Source organism: Burkholderia sp. S-53 (assembly GCF_025560745.1).
GTDB lineage: Bacteria > Pseudomonadota > Gammaproteobacteria > Burkholderiales > Burkholderiaceae > Burkholderia > Burkholderia pyrrocinia.
This window is the reverse complement of the sequence record NZ_CP090482.1, coordinates 78,057-97,063: the sequence shown is the minus strand read 5'-3', so window position 1 is coordinate 97,063 and position 19,007 is coordinate 78,057. Positions and strand designations below refer to the sequence as shown.

The 19,007-nt window shown below is 64.5% G+C and carries 18 protein-coding genes; 14 read left to right on the top strand and 4 right to left on the bottom strand.

The window, feature by feature from the left end; all coding sequences use genetic code 11:
- Nucleotides 1–51: 51 nt before the first annotated feature.
- The 3 genes from msrA to msrB form a co-directional block, all read right to left on the bottom strand.
- Entirely contained in the window at nt 52–795 is a 744-nt protein-coding gene (gene msrA, locus LXM88_RS00360) for a peptide-methionine (S)-S-oxide reductase MsrA (RefSeq protein ID WP_262531065.1), read from the bottom strand.
- A gap of 86 nt (nt 796–881) precedes the next feature.
- Nucleotides 882–2,738 carry a cytochrome c biogenesis protein DipZ gene (locus LXM88_RS00355; RefSeq protein WP_262531064.1) on the bottom strand — a complete coding sequence of 619 codons (1,857 nt, stop codon included), beginning with the start codon at nt 2,736–2,738 and terminating at the stop codon, nt 882–884.
- Between the two features lie 35 nt (nt 2,739–2,773).
- Complete coding sequence (gene msrB, locus LXM88_RS00350) at nt 2,774–3,304, bottom strand: peptide-methionine (R)-S-oxide reductase MsrB (RefSeq protein WP_262531062.1); 531 nt, start codon at nt 3,302–3,304, stop codon at nt 2,774–2,776.
- A 312-nt stretch (nt 3,305–3,616) separates the two neighbouring features.
- Here msrB and LXM88_RS37220 point away from each other — a divergent pair, with 312 nt between their 5' ends.
- From LXM88_RS37220 to LXM88_RS00330, 5 genes are all read left to right on the top strand, one after another.
- Nucleotides 3,617–4,030, top strand: coding sequence for an Arm DNA-binding domain-containing protein (locus LXM88_RS37220; RefSeq protein WP_412524101.1), 414 nt, complete (start codon nt 3,617–3,619; stop codon nt 4,028–4,030).
- A 4-nt stretch (nt 4,031–4,034) separates the two neighbouring features.
- Entirely contained in the window at nt 4,035–4,715 is a 681-nt protein-coding gene (locus tag LXM88_RS00345; RefSeq protein WP_262531656.1) for an IS6 family transposase, read from the top strand.
- 362 nt (nt 4,716–5,077) lie between these two features.
- On the top strand, nt 5,078–6,283 hold the full coding sequence (gltS, locus tag LXM88_RS00340) for a sodium/glutamate symporter (RefSeq protein ID WP_262531060.1): 1,206 nt from the start codon (nt 5,078–5,080) through the stop codon (nt 6,281–6,283).
- Between the two features lie 48 nt (nt 6,284–6,331).
- The gene (locus LXM88_RS00335; protein ID WP_262531655.1) at nt 6,332–7,357 is read left to right on the top strand and encodes an amino acid ABC transporter substrate-binding protein; all 1,026 of its coding nucleotides are present in this window, start codon (nt 6,332–6,334) and stop codon (nt 7,355–7,357) included.
- Nucleotides 7,358–7,374: 17 nt separating this feature from the next.
- Nucleotides 7,375–8,715, top strand: a complete 1,341-nt coding sequence (locus tag LXM88_RS00330) for an SLC13 family permease (protein WP_262531059.1) — start codon at nt 7,375–7,377, stop codon at nt 8,713–8,715.
- Between the two features lie 66 nt (nt 8,716–8,781).
- Here the strand turns inward: LXM88_RS00330 and LXM88_RS00325 are convergent, their stop codons facing one another.
- Nucleotides 8,782–9,804: an AraC family transcriptional regulator gene (locus tag LXM88_RS00325; protein WP_262531058.1), complete on the bottom strand. Its 1,023-nt coding sequence runs from the start codon at nt 9,802–9,804 to the stop codon at nt 8,782–8,784.
- A 150-nt stretch (nt 9,805–9,954) separates the two neighbouring features.
- On the opposite strand from LXM88_RS00325, the gene LXM88_RS00320 reads away from it, so the two are divergent.
- The 9 genes from LXM88_RS00320 (at nt 9,955) to LXM88_RS00285 (ending at nt 19,001) form a co-directional block, all read left to right on the top strand.
- Nucleotides 9,955–10,347 (top strand): carboxymuconolactone decarboxylase family protein, encoded by a 393-nt coding sequence (locus LXM88_RS00320; protein WP_262531057.1) that lies wholly within the window; start codon nt 9,955–9,957, stop codon nt 10,345–10,347.
- Nucleotides 10,348–10,385: 38 nt separating this feature from the next.
- Nucleotides 10,386–11,435, top strand: coding sequence for a 3-keto-5-aminohexanoate cleavage protein (locus LXM88_RS00315; RefSeq protein WP_262531056.1), 1,050 nt, complete (start codon nt 10,386–10,388; stop codon nt 11,433–11,435).
- A 116-nt stretch (nt 11,436–11,551) separates the two neighbouring features.
- Entirely contained in the window at nt 11,552–12,856 is a 1,305-nt protein-coding gene (locus LXM88_RS00310) for an MFS transporter (protein WP_262531055.1), read from the top strand.
- Between the two features lie 13 nt (nt 12,857–12,869).
- A complete protein-coding gene (locus LXM88_RS00305; protein ID WP_262531053.1) occupies nt 12,870–13,739 on the top strand; it encodes an SDR family NAD(P)-dependent oxidoreductase in 870 nt (289 codons plus the stop codon).
- 170 nt (nt 13,740–13,909) lie between these two features.
- Entirely contained in the window at nt 13,910–15,019 is a 1,110-nt protein-coding gene (locus LXM88_RS00300; RefSeq protein ID WP_262531052.1) for a porin, read from the top strand.
- 182 nt (nt 15,020–15,201) lie between these two features.
- Nucleotides 15,202–16,125, top strand: coding sequence for an AMP-binding protein (locus LXM88_RS37095; protein WP_318654672.1), 924 nt, complete (start codon nt 15,202–15,204; stop codon nt 16,123–16,125).
- Nucleotides 16,025–16,810: an AMP-binding protein gene (locus tag LXM88_RS37090; RefSeq protein WP_318654671.1), complete on the top strand. Its 786-nt coding sequence runs from the start codon at nt 16,025–16,027 to the stop codon at nt 16,808–16,810. The genes LXM88_RS37095 and LXM88_RS37090 overlap by 101 nt, the downstream gene beginning before the upstream one ends.
- A 445-nt stretch (nt 16,811–17,255) precedes the next feature.
- Entirely contained in the window at nt 17,256–17,456 is a 201-nt protein-coding gene (locus LXM88_RS00290) for a hypothetical protein (RefSeq protein WP_262531050.1), read from the top strand.
- Between the two features lie 321 nt (nt 17,457–17,777).
- Nucleotides 17,778–19,001, top strand: coding sequence for an efflux RND transporter periplasmic adaptor subunit (locus tag LXM88_RS00285; RefSeq protein WP_262531049.1), 1,224 nt, complete (start codon nt 17,778–17,780; stop codon nt 18,999–19,001).
- The last annotated feature ends 6 nt before the right edge of the window (nt 19,002–19,007 follow it).

Below are 19,007 nucleotides of genomic sequence, written 5' to 3'. Positions count from 1 at the left end.
CGGCCGCGCGGCGGGCGGCGGGGGGTATCCCGTCACGCGGCCGGCTGCCGGTCACGAGCCGGCATCGCGCCACAGCACCGCGTCCGTGCGATACAGCGCAGGGAAGCGCTGCTTCAGCCCGGCAACCTTCGGCAGGTCGTTGAACGCGATATACGGCGCGTCGGGATGCAGTTCGAGGTAGTTCTGGTGATACGCCTCGGCCGGATAAAACCCCTTGTATGCCTCGACGCGCGTGACGACGGGCGCCGGAAACACGTGCGCGTTGCCGAGCTGCGCGATGTACGCGGTCGCGACCGCGCGTTGCTGCGCGTTGGTCGGGAAGATCGCGGACCGGTACTGCGGCCCTTCGTCGGGGCCCTGACGGTTGAGCTCGGTCGGGTCGTGCGCGACCGAGAAGAACACCTGCAGCAGCCGGCCGTACGTGATCTGCGTCGGGTCGTAGACGATGCGAACCGATTCCGCGTGCCCCGTCAGCCCCGAGCCGACGAGCGCATAGTGCGCGGTTTCGGACGCGCCGCCCGCATAACCTGCCGTGACCTGCTTCACGCCCTTCACGTGCTCGAACACGCCCTGCACGCCCCAGAAGCAGCCGCCGGCGAGCACGGCCGTCTCGTCGTGCGACGCGCCGGGCGTCTCGTCGAGCGTCGGCGCGGGGACGGTGCGCATCGGCTCGGCGGAATTGACGATGCGCTGGAAGCCGAACACGGCGGTGGCCGCGACGGCAATGGCGCCGATGCGGCGCAGCATCGCTGCGCGCCGTCGCGGCGCGGAATCGCGGGTGGGTGTCGGGTTCATCGTTTGCTCCTTCGGAATGCGTTGTGGAAGACGGTGCTCGGGTGGCGGCGTTGCCGGCGTGCGGCGCCTGCGTGCGGCGCCCGCGTTCAACCGAACGTGAATGCGTACGCATCGACGCCGGGATCGAGAAACTCGATCGCGAACGTGCGGTCGGCGATCGCGCCGGGCTGCCGGACGAGCTGGTACAGGCGCTGCCCGGTGACCGTGCCGTAGCCCTGCGCGTCGACGTCGGCGCCGTGCGCGGCACCGGGCGCCGCGCCGTCGAGCGTCACGCGAAAGCGCACGGGCTGGCCGTTCGCGCCCGGGCCGAGCACGAGGTGCAGGTCGCGTGCATGGAAGCGGTAGACGATCCGGCCGGCCGGCGCGGCGAGCGACGCGCGCTCGGCGCCGACCTGCCACGTACCGGCGAGGCCCCAGTCGTTGAGATCGGGGCGGGCCGGCGCGTCGTAGCGGTGCGCCGCGTCGCGCACGACGCCGCCCGGCGACGAGAAGTCTTCCGCGCGCGCATAGCCGACATAGGTTTCGGGCGAGCGGACGTCCGCGGCATCCGCCGCCGCAAGCGCGCCCTTCGCGGGCGCACCGGCCAGCCCGAGCGGCACGTTCAGCGCTTCCGGATGGCCGGCTTCGGCGAGCAGCGACTGGATCGCGCGTTCCGACTGTGCGTATTCGCCTTCGCCGAAGTGGTGATGGCGGATGCGCCCTTGCGCGTCGATGAAGTAGTGCGCGGGCCAGTATTCGTTGCCGAACGCGCGCCAGATCGAATAACCGTTGTCGATCGCGACCGGGTAGTCGATGCCGAGATCGTGCACGGCCTTCTTCACGTTGCCGATGTCGCGCTCGAATGCGAACTCCGGCGCGTGCACGCCGATCACGACGAGCCCGTACGGTGCGTACTTGCGTGCCCACGCGTTGGTGTACGGCAGCGTGCGCAGGCAGTTGATGCACGAATACGTCCAGAAATCGACGAGCACGACCTTGCCGCGCAGGCCGGCCGCCGTCAGCGGCGGCGAGTTCAGCCACTGCACGGCGCCGTCGAGCGACGGCAGCGTGCCTTCGACGGGCAGCGCGGACGGCTTCACGTCGGCCGCGCGCATCATTGCGCCGCCGGCCTGCGCGCCATCGGCGGTCGCGGCTATCATCGCGCCGCCGCTTGCGTTGCCAGTCGTGTTGTCGGCAGCGTTGCCCGTGGCGGCCGTCGTTGCGGGCGCACCGTTCGAGCGCCCGCCGAGCCGGTCGATGAGCTTTGTCTCGAGTCCGCCGGTGGCGACGGTCGACAGTTGTGCGAGCGCGCCCGTATCGAGGCCGAGCGCGATCGCGCCGACGCCGGCCAGGAGCGCCGCGCCGATCCCGCGCCGGATCCATTCGCCGGCGCCGAGCGAGCGCTTCATCGCGGTGAACACCTTCCCGCCGATCACGAGCGCGACGGCGAGCGACGTCGCTGCGCCGGCCGCATACGCGACGAGCAGCAGCGTCGTGCCGACGCTCGCACCGCGCAGCGCGGCGCCGGTCAGCACGAGCCCGAGGATCGGGCCCGCGCAGGGCGCCCACAGCAGGCCCGTCGCGACGCCGAGCAGCAGCGACGACGCGGGGCCGGCCGGGCGGCCGTCGCGCTGCGCGAGACCGGTGAGCCGGTTGCCGGCGGCGACGAGCGGGCGCGTCAGGTGTTCGGCGAAGCGCGGCATCAGCAGCGTCAGGCCGAACACCGCGAGCAGCACGATGGCGATCCAGCGGCCGGCCTGGTTGGCCTGCGCGACCCAGCCGCCGCCGACGGCGGCGAGCGTCGCGACGACGGCGAACGTGAGCGCCATGCCGGCCAGCAGCGGCAGGCCGGTGCGCACGAACGGCTGGTCGGCGCGCGCGAACACGAACGGCAGCACGGGCAGGATGCACGGGCTCAGGATCGTGAGCACGCCGCCGAGATAGGCAAGGACGATGAGCAGCATGGTGCGTTCTCCAGTCGGTCGGGAGCGGGGCCGGATCAGGCGGCGGCCGGGTGGAAGGTGAGCGCGAGGCCGTTCATGCAGTAGCGCAGGCCGGTCGGCTGCGGGCCGTCGTCGAACACGTGGCCGAGATGGCCGCCGCAGCGGCGGCAGTGCACTTCGGTGCGGACCATCCCGAACGACGCGTCGGCGTTGGTGCCGACCGCGTGGTCGAGCGGCTTCCAGAAGCTCGGCCAGCCCGTATGGCTGTCGAACTTGGTGGCCGACGAGAACAGTGCCAGATCGCAGCCGGCGCACGCGAACGTGCCGTGCCGGTGCTCGTCGTTCAGCGGGCTGCTGAACGGCCGCTCGGTGCCGGCTTCGCGCAGGATCGTGTACTGGGCGGGCGTGAGCCGGCGATGCCATTCGGCGTCGCTGAGGGTGACTTCGAACGGGGCGGCCGTCCGCGGGGCGGCCGGCGGCGCGGCGAACGCGCGGCCGACCAGCGCGCGGCGGCCGGCGGACGACAGCGCCGCGAGCGCGGCGAGGCCGGTGGCGCCGGCGAACAGCAGATGTCTGCGGGTGGGCATGATGGGCTCCTGGAAGCAGGTCCTGAAAACATGCGCCTATCGTAGGTAGCGGCCGGTGTCGAAGTCCTCACGGAAAGTTAAATGAATTGTGATGATTGCCGGGAGATCCGGTCAAGTCCGCTGAAATTCGTCCAGGCCCCGTCTGACAAGGGTTTGCGGGGAATTGGCGGACCACAAACTTCCGCGGAAATCCTGCACGAGCCACGACTTTTTAGTGTTCGTGGTGTGGGGTCGGCTTTGCTTGGGATGCACGGGCCAATCTGGTGACGATATCGATGGAGGGCGATCATGGGTGCACTGATCGTCAGGTGAATCGAAGCCGCAAAGGCGACGGGAAAGCGGTATTTCCTGCCGGATGGGCGTGGACTGTTCCTGCCCGTCGGCCCGGCCGGCGGGAAAACCTGGTTTGCTCGCGTCAGCCTCAATGGCAAGCAACGCGACAAGCCGCTCGGCAAGGCTCGGGCGCGCTCGACGACCGACACGCAGTTATCGCTAGCGGATGCACGCGCAGCAGCGGTGACGATTCGTTCACAGGCGCGCGACGGCGTGGACTATTTCGATGCGAAGGAGCGTGAACGCCGGGCCAAGGCGGAAAAAGCGGCGACGGCGGACCTCACATTCGGCGATTTATTCGATGCGTGGTTCGCGGGTTCTGTCGCAGTAAGTTGGTCGGGTAAGCTCGCGAGATCGGAATTGAGGCGAAGTGAGCGATGCAGCAAGGCATGATGCGATCCTGAAACAGTTGTTCCAGCGACTGCATTACCCGTTCGACGTGATCCTGCTATGCGTGCGCTGGTATGTTGCGTACCCGCTGAGCCTGCGCCACCTCGAGGAAATGATGGCCGAACGGGGCGTGTCAGTGGACCATTCGACGGTGTATCGATGGGCCATCAAGTTGCTGCCGGTGCTGGAAAAGGCGTTCCGTCGGCGCAAGCGGCCGGTCGGAAAAAGCTGTCGGATGGACGAGACGTATATCAAGGTCAATGGCGCATGGAAATATCTCTACCGAGCCGTCGACACGGACGGTAACACCATCGATTTCCTGCTGTGCGCCCGCCGGGACACGACCGCAGCACGCCGGTATTTCGAAAAATCTGTCGCGCAGAACGGTGCGCCCGAGACCGTGACGATCGACAAAAGCGGGGCGAACCTGGCGGCGTCCAAGGACCTCAACGCCACCCGCGAACAGCCGGTCAAGATTCGTCAGCAAAAATATCTGAACAATATCGTCGAGCAGGATCACCGCGCCATCAAGTGCCGAACCCGACCGATGATGGGCTTCAGAGATTTTCACTGCGCCCGCATCCTGCTCGGTGGTATCGAAGTGATGCACATGATTGCCAAAGGGCAAATGAAAGCAGCTCGCAAGAACCAGACGGTCACCGAGCAATTCTACGCGCTGTCTGAATAAGGAATCCTATACATTCCATAACTCGCGCGTATGGACCTCCTTATCGCGACAGAACCTCTGTTCGGGGGGGGCAGTAATGGGCATCCCTACCGCGATCCTTGTGCGCGCAGGGGGTGCTACGCACCCTGCGCGTCGGCGGGGCCGGAGGCGGGAGCGTCCGTGGATGCGGCTCGCCGGATCGACCGCCGTGCATGGGACCAAGGGCCTATTGTCATTTGGCGATGGGGGATCCGATACTCTATTCGTGAAAGGGCCTAGCCCTTTCCCGCGTCGATCCCCGGTCGGCACGCGTGGCGGGCCGGGTGCCGCTTCCATGCGCAAGCGCGCCGGACTGCCGGCCGACGTGATCCCGGGACAAGAACATGGTCAACCTGAACTCGCTGGAAACCTTGGTCGCCGCGTCGCTTGTCCTGCTTGCCGGTCGCCGGATCATCCTCCGGGTGCCGGTGCTTCAGACCTACACCATCCCGGAACCGGTTGTCGGCGGGCTGATCGTCGCGCTGCTGGTGTTCGTGCTGCGGATCGCGGTACACGTCGAAATTCGCTTCGATACGAGTCAACAGGCCCCGTTGATGCTCGCGTTCTTTGCGACGATCGGCCTCGGCGCCGACCTTGCGAGCCTGAGGGCCGGGGGCCGCTCGCTGGCGATTTTTCTGGCAGTCGTTGTCGGGCAGTTGATCATGCAGGATGTGCTGGGCATTGTATTGGCGAAGACGCTCGGCCTCGACCCGCTGATCGGCCTGCTAGGCGGGTCGATTACGCTGTCGGGCGGTCATGGAACCGGCGCGGCGTGGAGCCGCGTGTTCGCGGAGCGTCATGGGCTCGAGTCGGCCACGGAAATCGCGATCGCGTGCGCGACATTCGGCCTGGTTCTCGGCGGCCTGGTCGGCGGGCCCGTTGCCCGGCTGCTGATCAGCCATCACAAGCTTGGCGGCAATGCCGCCGCGATCCCTGTCGACGAGCCCATCGGCTTCGAGCAACCGAAAGCGGTGCGGCTGATCACCCCCGACGCGTTCATCGAGACGCTTGCGCTCGTGGCGATCTGTATCACCGCGGGTTCGGGGCTCGGTGCGTGGCTCAATGGAACGGCGTTCGAGGTGCCCGCGTTCGTGTGCGTGCTGTTTGTCGGCGTCATCTTGCGCAACTTTTTTTCGTTTCTCGGCTGGTATCGGGTCTTCGAGCGTGCGGCCGAACTGATCGGCAACGTCAGCCTCGCGCTCTTCCTGGCGATGGCGCTCATGAGCCTGCGCTTGTGGGAAATGGCCGCGCTCGCGCTGCCTGTCCTGGTCATTCTGGCGGCACAGGCGCTCGCCATTGCCGTGTACGCGATCTTAGTCACGTTTCGCGTGATGGGACGCAACTACGACGCGGCTGTCCTTGCCGCCGGGCACTGCGGATTCGGACTTGGCGCGACACCCACCGCGATCGCCAACATGCAGGCGATAACGGCCCGTTTCGGGTCGTCGCATCTGGCTTTTCTGGTCGTTCCGATGGTCGGCGCGTTCTTTATCGACATCGCCAATGCAATCGTTATCAAGCTGTTCCTGCTGCTTCCGCTCTACGGTTAGCAGTGATCGGGCCAGTCAACTTGAAGAACGGGGAGGGCCATGACGCGCGTGGAGCGATTGCTCAGTCGAATCGTTGCGGTCTGCACGCTGCTGATCGTCGCGCTGCCCGGCGCGCATGCGGCGGATGGCGCCACGCTTGCGCAGGCAAAGGCGCGCGGCATCCTGCGTTGCGGTGTCAGCGAAGGCATCGCTGGGTTTTCGGCACACGACGAGTCCGGTACCTGGGCCGGTATCGGCGTTGATTTCTGCCGCGCGGTCGCGGCCGCCGCGCTGGGCAGTCCGGACAAGGTCGCCTTCGTGCCGCTGCGTGCGTCGGAACGCTTCCCCGCGCTCCGAGAAGGCGCGATCGACCTGCTCGCCAGCAACACGACGTGGACCCTGCTGCGCGAGGGCGCGCTCGGCGTGCAATTCGCCGGCGTCCTCTTCTATGACAGCCAGGCGTTCATGGTCAGGATGCAGGGCGCGCCGCGTACGGCCGCCGATCTCAAGGATTCGCTCGTGTGCGTGAAGAAGGATACGACGAGCCAGGATCATCTGGTCGCGTATTCGGCGGTGCACGGCCTGAACCTGCGGCCGGTCATCGTCGCGTCGACCGGCGCAGCGAGTGCCGCATTGTTCTCCGGTCGATGTCGCGCGTGGACGAGCGATGCGTCGCAACTCGGCGCAGCGCGCCTGACCGCGCCGGGCGGTCCGCAATCCTGGCTGATCATGCCGGAACGCATTTCGCAGGAGCCGCTCGGGCCGGTCGTACGCGATGACGACCCGAAGTGGTTCGTCCTCGTGCGCTGGGTGTTGATCGCACTGGTGCGCGCCGAACAGCTCGGCGTCACACGGGCAAACGTGACGTTGCGTTCGCATGAAGCCACCGTGCAGGCCGCGCTGTTCGCCGACGAAGAGGTCAACCGCAACCTCGGCGTCACGTCCGGGTGGATGTTGCGCGCCGTGCAGGCCGCCGGCAACTACGGTGAAATGTTCGATCGCAATCTCGGACAGCACAGCCCGCTCGGACTCGTGCGCGGGCTCAACGCGCTCGACTCCGGCGGTGGCTTAATGGCCGCGCCGCCGGTGCGATAGGCGACGGGAGTCGACGCATGAGCGAAATACAGATCGTTATCGCGCTGGCCGTCTTTGCGGCGGTCATTTTCGCCATCGCGTTCAATCTGGTCGACATGGCGGTCGCCGCGCTCGTCGGCACGTGCCTGCTGGTCGCGCTCGGCATCCTGACCACGCAGGACATCGCGGCCGCGTTCGGCAGTTCGACCGGACCGCTGAGTCTGCTGTTCGGCGGCATGGTCGTCGCACGCATCCTCGGCACGACGGGCGTGTTCGACCTGCTCGGCGACTACTACCTCCAGGCGACGGGCGGGAGCGGCAGGCGCTTCCTGCTGCTGCTGATCACGATTGTGGCGCCCTTGTGTGCCGTCCTTCCGAATGCGACCACGGTCGTGCTGCTCGCGCCCGTGATCATCCGCGTCGCGAAGGCGCTCGACGTGGACATCGCCGAACCGATGATCCTGACCGCGATCGTCAGCAATTCCGCCGGCCTGCTGACGCTCGTCGGTGACCCGGCGACCTACCTCGTCGGCAGCTCGGTCGGCATGACGTTCGCGTCGTATCTGCGTCACGTGAGCCTCGGCGGCGTGATGGCGCTCGCGATCGTCGTGCCATTGCTGCCGCGCCTGATGCCGCGCATATGGAACCTGCGGCGCGCGTTGCCGCCGCGCGAGACGGCGACGCGCATCGTGCGCCCGATCTACGCAGGCATCACGCTCGCCGTGCTGGCCGCGATGGTGATGCTCTTCATCTTCGGGGAGCGCCTGCCCACGCCGATCGTCCCGCCGGCCGCCGCGTTGATCGCCGGCGCGCTGGCGCTGCTCGTCGGCTTTGCGGCCCGCATCGAGCCGACGGACAACGTGCTGCGCGACGTCGACTGGAAGACGCTCGTCTTTCTGGCGAGCATCTTCTGCCTCGTTCAGGCGACGGTCAAGACGGGCATGCTCCAGATGATGGCGGTGCGGCTGTATGACCTGTTCGGCACGCATTTGACGCTCGTCGCGCTGACGGTGATCGCGGGGATCGGCTTCCTGTCGAGCTTGCTCGCCAACGTGCCCGTGGCCGCGGCGTCCATCGTGATGATCAAGGGCTACCTGGTGGCGGCCGAGGTCGTGCCCGAGACTGCGCTGTCCGCGCACTTCACGCAGTGGCCGTCGGCGGCGATCCCGGTGTTCATCGCGATGATGTTCGGCGCGACGCTCGGCGGCAACGCCACGCTGATCGGTGCGTCTGCAAACATCGTCGCGGCGGGCGTTTGCGCGCGCGATGGTGCACCGGTAACGTTCGCGAGGTTCCTGCGTGTCGGGCTGCCCGTCACGCTCTGCCAGTTGGCAGCGTCGGCGCTTTACGTGGCGGTGATGGCGCGCCTGATGCGATAGCCGCGACACCGTACCTTCACGCGATCGCCGTGCCGTCATTGCCCGTCGCGCGACACCTGTCGTCGGTCAATGTCGCGACTTTTTGCGGACTATCCTGCTTTCGGACTTGAACTGGGAGGGACTGCACCCGAATCGGGTCCTGAACCAGCGCGTGAAGGCGCTGGGCTCCGAAAAGCCGAGCAGACCGGAAATCTCGGAGAAAGGGCGTTCGCGCCGTTCCAGATATCGGAGGACCAGTTCGCCACGTACTGTGTCCAGGATTGCGGAAAAGGTCGTGTTCTCCTGTGCCAGGTGCCGATGCATCGTACGGCGGCTCATGCCCAACTGCCGCGCGACATGGTCGATCGAACTGCGTCCAGAGGGCAAGAGCAGAAAGACCAGCTTCCGCACATCATCCGAGAGCCGTCTACCGGTTTCACCTTCGATATCGCCCAGATAACGACGAACATACCGGCCCATCACCGGATCGGCCGAAGGCAATGCCAGCCCCAGATCGCGCACGTCGCACACGATGCCGGTAAATGCATGACCAAACTCCACATCGGGCCCGAAAACACGCGTATGAACGGCGCGGTCCGCCGGTGCCCCGTGCGTGAAGCAAACTCGCTTGGGACGCCATTCCTCGCCGAGAAAAAAGCGCAACAAGCGGAACATCACCGCTAGCGCCAGCTCGGTCCCCTGACGCACCGGTACGCCTTCGCCAGCCAGCAGTTCCTCGCGAATGATCGCCACATTCGCGTCCTCCTCCACGCTGATGAACACCGCCTCATTCTGCAGGTGGCTATAGCGTGCGGCCGCGTTCAGCGCATGGCGTAACGTCGGCTCGTCGCGGACATACAGTGCCAGGGGACCCAGGTTCGACGCGCGTCGACCTTCGGCCATCCTCAATCCGAACGCTTCGACGCCGGAATGTTGGGCAGACAGTTCGAGCAACAGCGCGACTTTCTCGGCCGGAATCTTCAGGTCGACCTCAGTGAGGCTGTCCGCGGGAAGTCCGGCTTCGGCAAGCATGCGATAGGGGTCGAGGCCGGACGCGCGGGCGACTTTTGCGTAGTGGGTCAGGCTTGCACTTCGAATCAGCTTGGGCATCAGGGTGTTCCCGCGGTGTCCCGATATGGTAAGAAAATGACCCCTGATGTCAAGCGTGAAACGATGTCCCTACCTAGAATCAGTTCATTCACCCAGTGACAAGCGGTCCAGGTGATTGGTCTTAACTTATTGAATATAAGGGGCTTACAGATGAGCGAAAACAGGGAAAACGTGACTCCGGTGTGCGACGCGCTGCGCGCGAGCGGCAACTGGAATCCGAACTGGCAGCCGTTCGCGGAACTCGATCCCGAGTGGACGGAACGATTCATGGCGATGGGCGTGATGCCGTTGACGTCGGGCGTGCTCGACGCGAAGACCATCGAGTTCATCGCGATCGCCGTCGACGCTTCGTGCACGCACATGTACGCGCCAGGCGTGCGACGTCATATTCGCAAGGCGCTTGAACTCGGTGCATCAAAGGAAGAGATCACCGCGGTGCTGCAGTGCGTATCCGTGCTCGGCATTCACAGCATGAGTCTCGCCGCGCCGATCCTCGTCGAGGAACTCGCGGCGCGAGAAACCCCGGCCGACGCCGGCGCGTAACAACGACTCACTCACATCCGACCCGAACAGGAGAAATCATGCAGTTTTTCGACGATTCACTGCTGCCCGAAAACCAGGAAAAACTGGTCATCCAGGTAGCGCCGTACGGTCCGCAGTTCATTCCGGGCGATTCCGACGACATTCCGCTGTCGATGGACGAGCAGGTGCAAAAGGCCGTTGACTGCTGGAACGCCGGTGCGACCGTGCTTCACGTTCACGTTCGCGAAGAAGACGGCAAGGGCAGCAAGCGACTTTCGAAATTCAACGAGATGCTCGCGCGCCTGCGCGACGCGGTGCCCGAGATGATCCTTCAGGTCGGCGGCTCGATTTCGTTTGCACCCGAGGACGAAGGCGCCGCGGCCAAATGGCTCAATGACGATACGCGCCACATGCTGGCAGAGTTGACGCCCGCGCCCGATCAGGTGACCGTCGCCGTCAATACCAACCAGATGAACGTCACGGAACTGTTGACGCAGGACGATTGTGACGGCACGTCGCTGGGCGAGCCTGCCTACTTTCAGGCGTACAAGGAGATGTGGATCCCGTCGGGACCCGGCTTCGTCGAGGCGCACCTGAAGCGCCTGCAGGCTTCGGGAATCCAGCCGCATTTCATGCTGGGCGACGTGGGCCAGCTCGAAAGCGTGGAGCGTCTGATCCGGCGGGGTCATTACACGGGCCCGCTCGTGCTGAACTGGGTTGCGATCGGCGGAGGGGCAGACGGCCCCAACCCGCGCAACATGATGGAATTCATCAACCGTTGCCCGCAGGGCGCGGTGCTCACGGTCGAGAGCCTGATGCGCCATGTATTGCCGCTCAACACGATGGCGATCGCTATGGGCCTGCATGTGCGCGTGGGCATCGAGGACAACATCTGGCGCCGCAAGGGCGAGCGCATGACGTCGGTGCAACAGGTGGAGCAGGTGGTCCGCATTGCGCGCGAACTCGACCGCGATGTGGCGAATGGCGAAGAGGCGCGCCGAATCTACCGGATCGGCGAGTGCTACAACGGCGTTGACGAGACGCTGAACGCGCTTGGCTACGAGCCGAACCGCAAGGCAGGGCAGCGCGGTTTCCAGATCGCGGCCTGAACGTTGGTCCGCCGAGGGCGTGCCATGCGGTACGCCATGTTTAGATATCCTATGCGGTCTGAGAGCGCAGCGACAGGACAAGACGCCGTCTTAACGGCGCAGGTTCGGAGACATTCATGGCATGGAAGAAATACCCCGGTGGCGTGTTGGGCGTTCTGCTGCTTGCTCATATCCTGGCGCACATCGACCGGAACATCCTGCTCGGCTTTTCGTCGCAAATAATTGCCGATCTCGACTTGAGCAACACGCAATACGGTCTGCTCGTGGGCGCCATCTGGGTCGTGAGCTACGCGGGGATGGCGCTGTTGATGGGCGCGCTCGCCGACCGATTCAGCCGCACCCGCATTATCGCGGTGGGGCTGCTGGTCTGGAGTGTCTGCACGGCTGCTTCCGGCTCCGCGCATAGCTTCGGGCAACTGGTGGCCGCACGGTTCCTGGTGGCAAGCGGCGAAGCCGCGCTGGTTCCCGCCGCCGTCGGGTTGCTGACCGAACTCTTCTCGGCGCAACGCCGAAGCACGGCGCTTGGCCTGTTCTTCACGGGCATTCCGCTGGGCGTCGGCTTCAGCTTTCTGCTGGCGGGAACCTATGGCGCCGAATACGGCTGGCGCACGACCTTCCATGCGCTTGGTGCAATCGGGGTCGTCATGGCCATCCTTCTCGCGTTCGTGAAAGAGGATCGCGCACATGCTGCCGCAGCGGAGCGCGGTGCGCCCTTCGCCGGGCAGGTGCGCAATGTGGTTGCCTTGGTGCGCGGAAGTCCGGCGTTGAGGCTCGCGATCGCCGGTTTCGTACTTGCACAGCTGCTCTTCGTCGGCCTGACGTTCGCGCAACTTTGGCTCGTGCGCGAGCGCGACGTGGATCCAGCGGGCATCGCGCGGCTGATCGGTGGGGTGCAGATCGTTTTCGGCACGCTCGGATCGGCGGTAGGCGGGTTGCTTGGCGATCGCTTCGCACGGCGCTTCGCGAGCGGTCATGCCGGATTCATGGCGCTGCTCGTCGCCGGATGTGCTCCGCTGATGATCGCCTTTCGCTTCGTGCCGACGGACTCCGCGCTGTTCTATGTGGGGATGTGCGCGGCTTCTTTCCTGCCGCTGGCATTGTACGGACCGGCTTTGACGATCATTCAGGGCAATGTGCCGGCGCACATGCGCTCGACGATCTCGGGCTTCACGATGATGTTCATCAACATCTTCGCGTTCGCGCTCGGCAATCTGGCCGTCGGCGCAATCAGCGACCACCTTGCGAAGGCCGGGGTGCATGCACCGCTGACGCTCGTCCTGCTCGTAGCGGACGGGCTTGCGATTGCGTCGATGGTCTGTTTCCTGCTGCTTGCGCGCCGTAGCCGCTCCATGCCGACTCACGTCGACGGGACGCATCTGCCCACGTGCCAGGGCTCGCCCCGTCACCGATCCAGAACTTGAAAATGGAGGCCAAATGAATCAGTCTGCACTCGACAGACCGCACACGGTGTGTTCCGACTCGCGTCCGTTGGCGCAGCGCGTGGCGCTCGTGACCGGGGTTGGACCGGGGCTGGGCCGTGCCTGTGCGGTCGCGTTGGCCCGGGCCGGGGCCGATGTGGTGATCTGCGATATCGATCGCGCAATGCTGGAGGCAACCCGTATCGCCGTGGATGCCGAGGGCGTGCAGTGTCTCGCGGTGAGCTGTGACGTGTCGTCCAGCGTCGATGTGAAGCAGATGTTTTCACAGCTGAGAGAGCGTTTTCGCACGTTGCATATTCTCGTCAACAACGCGGCGCTCGTGCCGAACGGGCCGCAAGACACGCAACGCCGCAATCGACACTACGCGTACCTCACGACGCCGGTGCCAAGACAATCGCTCGGCTTCACGAGCAACATCAGCGACGACGACTGGCACCGATACTGGGGCGTCAATGTGCACGGGCTGTTCTATTGCACGCGCGAGGCACTCCGGTTGATGGAGCCGCAACGATATGGCCGCATCGTCAATGTTGCGTCGATTGCCGGCATGAGCGCGATGAGTGCGCACAGTCCGCATTACAGCGCGACCAAGGGTGCCGTGATCGCGTTCAGCAAGTCGCTGGCAGCGGAAGTGGCAGGTGCGAACGTTCTCGTCAACGTGCTCGCCCCCGGCGGTGTCGCCACCCCCGAGTTCAACGCGTATCTGGAAACGGCCGGTGAGGAGGCGCGCAACCGCCTGTGGCAAATGGTTCCGTCGGGCCGCCTCGGCACGCCCGAGGAATACGCGGCGACGGTCGTTCACCTCGCCGGCGAGCACTACCTCGTCGGGCAGGTGATCAGCCCGAATGGCGGCGCCGTGATCTGAACATCGGTTCCGGGCAGCCGATCGATTGATGTTGGGGAAGATCGGCCGTGCCGGAATCGCTATCTGTCGGTCTATCAGCAAGCGCGCGCGAGGCTATCCCGTTTCGAACCAGACATGGCTGAGATCGCGCCGGCTATTGCCGGCACCCAACATCGACACGAGGAGACGTGATGAAGTTGACGTTGACCGGCGCCGCGGCGCTGTTCGCTTTCGCATGTGCCGCGCGCGCGCAGTCGTCGATCACGCTTTATGGCGTGACCGATGCCTTCATCCAGTATCTGGATAACGGTGGAACACGTTCGATTTCCGAACGAAGTGGCGGCTCGGCAGGTTCTCAACTCGGAATGACCGGCACCTCGGACTTGGGTGGCGGCCTCAAGGCGAAGTTCGTGCTTGAAAGCGGCTTCAACACCAACAACGGTACGCTTCTGATCGACACCGCGTCGATCTTCTACCGGCAGGCGTGGGTCGGCTTGATCGACGCGAAATACGGCGCCCTGACATTCGGACGCCAATACACACCGAACTTCCGGGTCGCCTATCCCACAGACCCGTTTCGTTTGAATGAGGCGCTGTCTCCGATATCGGCAAGCCTCCTTTCGGTCGACCGCAACACGCTGTCGACGCAGTCCAGCAGTGGCCGTGCCAGCAACTCGATCCTGTATCAGTCGCCGAATCTGCGCGGCGTCCAATTCTATGGGATGTATGCGTTCTCCGCTACGGTCACGCAGCCGGCGCCGGCTACGATCGGCAACGAGCTGAATCTGGGCGCGAGCTATTCGGGATATGGCATATATGCCGGCCTTTCGTACGCCAACCAACAATCGGGGCAGGTAACCATCGCCGGTCTGCCGGCCTCGCTGAACCGACTCGCAACCGAGCACTTCATCGGTGCGCTTGCGTATCAGGTCGGCATCGTGAAACTTCAATTCAACTACGCTTACGCGCGCCCGAAAGATGCGCCCGCGGGATCGTTGGCCGCGCAGCTCGGGACGGCACATTCGTCCAGCAACGCCCAACTGGGCGCAACGATCCAGGCGACGCCCTTCGATACGATCGCAATCGCCATCTGGCATCGCAATGTCCGCGGCGCGCACGACAATGCGCCAGGGGTCCAGATCGGTATCGATCATGCTTTGTCGAAGCGCACGAGCGTTTATGCCGGCGCCGGCTACATCAAGAACAACGGAAGCTCGACCACCAGTTGGGTAGGCATTCCCGTGAGCGAGCCGGGAACGAAGCAGGTTCTGGCGGCGGTGGGCATGACGCATCGGTTCTGACAGAGTCGCGCATGACAGCAACGTCTTCATCGAATCCATCGCCTCGTTTTCACGTGCGCAATCGGGTGGCGTCGATGGCGGTCGCTGCACGGACGACGCTCGTAATTCACAACGCCGCGCCGAAATCCACGGCGTAATCAGGAGATGAAGACACGCAAGGTTTGATGATGGATCGGCCGCTATTGATCGCTTCCATTTTGCAGCACGCGGAACGAACGTATGGAGACGTCGAGATCATTGCGCGAGAGACAGACGGATCGCTGTTCCGCTACACCTACCGCGACATGGCGCGACGTGCGAGACGGTTGGCCAATGCGCTGCGCGAATTGGGCGTTGCGCAGGGCACGCGGGTGTCGAGCCTTGCATGGAACGACCACCGGCATCTGGAGGCCTACTACGGGGTACCAGGGCTGGGTGCGGTCATGCACACGTGCAATCCGCGCCTTCATCCCGACCAGCTCGCGTATGTGCTGAACCAGGCGGAATCGACTGTGCTGCTGTTTGACGCGACATTCTTGCCGCAAGTCGAGGCCATCGCGCAACGCTGTCCTCGGCTTCGCCACTACGTCGCCTTGAACACGATGACGGAGGCGCATACGACGTTGCCGAACCTGCTGCACTACGAGCAACTGATCGGTGCCCAAAGCGATGCATTCATCTGGCCGGAGTTCGACGAACGTATGGCAAGTGGACTCTGCTACACCTCGGGTACCACGGGCAATCCGAAGGGCGTCCTGTACTCGCATCGATCGACCGTCCTGCATTCACTCGTGCTCGGCGGTGCGCAGGCGATGGGATTGTCGTGGGCGGATACGATCATGCCGGTCGTGCCGATGTTGCATGTAACCGTGTGGGGGCTGCCCTATGCCGCTCCGTTGAATGGTTGCCGATTGGTTCTGCCCGGGGCGCGGCTTGACGGCGCGAGCTTGTACGAACTGATCGAAGGGGAGCGCGTAACCTGCGCCGCTGACGTGCCAGACGATCTGGCGCTCGCTCGCACAGTATATGCAGCAGCACGGTGTCCGTCCGACCACCATGCGCCGGACGGCGGTCGGCGGCGCCGCGATGCCCGCTGCATTGATCCGGACTTTTGTCGAGCAGTTTGACGTCGAAGTCCGCCAAGCGTGGGGTATGACCGAGACGAGCCCGCTCGGCACGGTGTCCGCATCGCCTCGGCAGATGCAAGCACGGACGGTTGGCGAACAGGTGGCGTGCAGCTCAGCGCAAGGGCACCCCGTATTCGGCGTGGAGCTCGCCCTCGCGGATCCAGCGGACGATTTTGTGCCGCACGATGGCAAGGCGCGCGGCGAACTGCTGGTGCGCGGACCGTGGATCGCCGCGGGCTACCTCGACAGCGACGCGCCCATGGCGCGGACTGATGGCTGGTTCGCCACGGGCGATATCGCCACGATCGATCCATCCGGATGCATGTGCATCGTGGATCGCGTCAAGGACGTGATCAAGTCCGGCGTCGCATGGATCAGTTCGATCGAACTCGAAGACGCGGCGATGGCTCATGACGACATTGTGCTTGCCGCCGTGATCGGTGTACCTGACGCGAAGTGGGGAGAGCGTCCTCGTCTGTTCGTCGTAGCCCGAGTCGGCAGTATGATCGACGGCAACGCGATGCGTCGCTTCCTTGCGGAGCGCGTTCCGAAATGGTGGCTACCGGAGGAAATCGAGTTCCGTGACGATTTGCCTATCGACTCGACAGGTAAGGTGCTGAAGCAGGCGCTGAGAGATGCCAGCGTCGCGGCGGCTGGCGCAGCCGGTTCTGTCGCGATAAGGTAAGCAGATCGAGTAATCCACAGTATGATAAGGATTACTTATACAATCAGCGAATAGAAATGCTCAGCCGAGGATTTTGCAAAACCTTCTTAGTGTATCTGCCCCTTGCCGTAGACCAAAATAATTTGGTCACCGTATGCGAAGTAAAGATGTCACTTCGCCGGTCGATCGATTTCTTTCCGGATGCCCCGAAGACGACCATCAACCGGGCGGCCAATCCGCCCGAAATCTTCAGTGTTGCTGCGGCGACATGATGGATGACCCGCCGGCGCGCTGTCGGCCAATTGGGAAATTTCCGAATGCAATTGGGAATCGGGTGAGTGAATCAAATGGCGCGGCAAGTAAAATTAACCCTGCAGGGCACCCCCCCCTGCTCCGTGACCTCAAGTTGATCCTGCTCCGTCACCCGGAGCAGGATTTTTTTTGACCAGCTTTCACGATTCACGGCATGACCCGCCTGACCCTGCGCCGGGATAATGACCCGATGTGGCTGCGCGATGGTCTCCTGCACCGCATGGATATTCAGTCGCATGGTGTGCGTCGAGACGACGATTCGGCTTGTCCGCGCTTTCCGAACGAATCTGGGAATTTTCCGGTGCTGATCGTGCCGCCGCGAATGCACAATTGCATTCGCTTTTACCTTGCGTGAGCAACCGACTGCCACTGCCGCAATCTGATGTAGTGCGCGTCGGATGGCTGAACGAAGCGGGCATGGCGTGGCGCTTCGATGCCCTCGCATGCGGGCCGGCTTTTGCGGCACGCGGGCCATGCCGGCACGCTGCTTCCGGGCGCATCCCGTTTCGCGTGCCGGACAGAGCGCAGGCGCATTTCAATGCGCCGCCGTGGCACGACTAAATTCGCGGCGTTCGGCCCTGACGGATACCGACACTCGACTTGCTCGTCGAGACGAACTCCAGCGAGCTGGAACATATTCGCGGATTTAATCCTGAAAAATAAATGAGGAATACTGATGATGGATTCCGGCCCGGTCGCTGACGGCAAGCGTCCGAAGCATCCAGTCGGCACGACGCCGCTTGTGGCTGCGTTCGTCGCGGCAACACTCACGTTCGCCGGCTGCAAGCCGGCGGGCATTCCCCCCGCAGCCGGTCCCGTGGAGGTCGCTGCGCAGACCGTCGTGGAGCACGCCACGCCCGCGGTGATGGAGTTTGTCGGACAAACCGAGAGCGGGCACGAGGTCGAGATCCGCGCTCGCGTATCGGGATTCATCGTCAAGCGGAACTACGTCGAGGGCGCGTCGGTCAAGGCGGGCCAGGTGCTGTTCGAGATCGATCACGAGCCGTTCCAGGTGCAGGTCGACGCGGCCAAGGCGGAACTGGCCCAGCAAGAGGCAAGGCTCGCGCGTGCCAAGGCCAATCTTGCCCGCGTACAGCCACTTGCCGAGCGAAACGCGCTCAGCGCGAAGGACCTCGACGACGCCGTCGCGAACGAGCACGAAGCGGCGGCGGCCGTGGATCGCGCGAAGGCGAACCTGGCTGCAAGGCAGCTCGATCTTTCGTATACCTACGTGCGTTCGCCCGTCGACGGCATGGCAAGTGCCGCGAGCCAGATGGAAGGCACGTACGTGAGCGCGCAGAACAGCCAGTTGACGACGGTGTCGTCGATGGACCGGATGCGCGTGAATTTCAGCGTGTCGGAAAACCAGCTTCTTCAGTTGCAGAGTGCGCGCGATTCGGGCCGCCTCGCGGTACCGCACGACGGCCAGTACGAGGTCGAGATCACGCTGAGCGACGGGACGATCTATCCGGAGCGCGGCCGCATTACCTTCGCGGATCCGACCTACAGCCAGCAGACCGGCACGTTCCTCGTCCGCGCGGAAATGCCCAACCCGAAGCGGGTGCTGCGCCCGGGCCAGTTCGTGCGTGTGAGCGTGATCGGTGCGTCATTTCCTGCGGCGATCGCCGTGCCGCAGCGTGCGGTGATGCGCGGGCCGAAGGGCGACTTCGTCTACGTCGTCATGTTGGCGCCGCGCGGCGCAGACGGGCAGGTGGCGTTCAAGGCGGAACAGCGTCCGGTCACGCTGAGCGACACGGTCGGCGACGACTGGCTGGTCAGCGAGGGACTTTACGCAGGCGACAACGTGGTCGTCGACGGCGCGCTCAAGCTGAGCGCTGGCGCCCCGGTTGCGGTTTCCAGGCAGTTGCCGTCGCAAGCGCCGGCCGCCGGCACGCAATGACGGGGG

What these genes read in the sequence shown, in the direction of transcription:
- LXM88_RS00320 (WP_262531057.1), top strand. Translation starts at nt 9,955, where the DNA reads ATGAGCGAAAACAGGGAAAACGTGACTCCGGTGTGCGACGCGCTGCGC.
- LXM88_RS00325 (WP_262531058.1), bottom strand. Translation starts at nt 9,804, where the DNA reads ATGCCCAAGCTGATTCGAAGTGCAAGCCTGACCCACTACGCAAAAGTC.
- LXM88_RS00300 (WP_262531052.1), top strand. Translation starts at nt 13,910, where the DNA reads ATGAAGTTGACGTTGACCGGCGCCGCGGCGCTGTTCGCTTTCGCATGT.
- LXM88_RS00315 (WP_262531056.1), top strand. Translation starts at nt 10,386, where the DNA reads ATGCAGTTTTTCGACGATTCACTGCTGCCCGAAAACCAGGAAAAACTG.
- LXM88_RS00305 (WP_262531053.1), top strand. Translation starts at nt 12,870, where the DNA reads ATGAATCAGTCTGCACTCGACAGACCGCACACGGTGTGTTCCGACTCG.
- LXM88_RS00330 (WP_262531059.1), top strand. Translation starts at nt 7,375, where the DNA reads ATGAGCGAAATACAGATCGTTATCGCGCTGGCCGTCTTTGCGGCGGTC.
- LXM88_RS00310 (WP_262531055.1), top strand. Translation starts at nt 11,552, where the DNA reads ATGGCATGGAAGAAATACCCCGGTGGCGTGTTGGGCGTTCTGCTGCTT.
- LXM88_RS37090 (WP_318654671.1), top strand. Translation starts at nt 16,025, where the DNA reads ATGCAGCAGCACGGTGTCCGTCCGACCACCATGCGCCGGACGGCGGTC.
- LXM88_RS00285 (WP_262531049.1), top strand. Translation starts at nt 17,778, where the DNA reads ATGATGGATTCCGGCCCGGTCGCTGACGGCAAGCGTCCGAAGCATCCA.
- msrB (WP_262531062.1), bottom strand. Translation starts at nt 3,304, where the DNA reads ATGCCCACCCGCAGACATCTGCTGTTCGCCGGCGCCACCGGCCTCGCC.
- gltS (WP_262531060.1), top strand. Translation starts at nt 5,078, where the DNA reads ATGGTCAACCTGAACTCGCTGGAAACCTTGGTCGCCGCGTCGCTTGTC.
- msrA (WP_262531065.1), bottom strand. Translation starts at nt 795, where the DNA reads ATGAACCCGACACCCACCCGCGATTCCGCGCCGCGACGGCGCGCAGCG.
- LXM88_RS00355 (WP_262531064.1), bottom strand. Translation starts at nt 2,738, where the DNA reads ATGCTGCTCATCGTCCTTGCCTATCTCGGCGGCGTGCTCACGATCCTG.
- LXM88_RS00290 (WP_262531050.1), top strand. Translation starts at nt 17,256, where the DNA reads ATGACCCGCCTGACCCTGCGCCGGGATAATGACCCGATGTGGCTGCGC.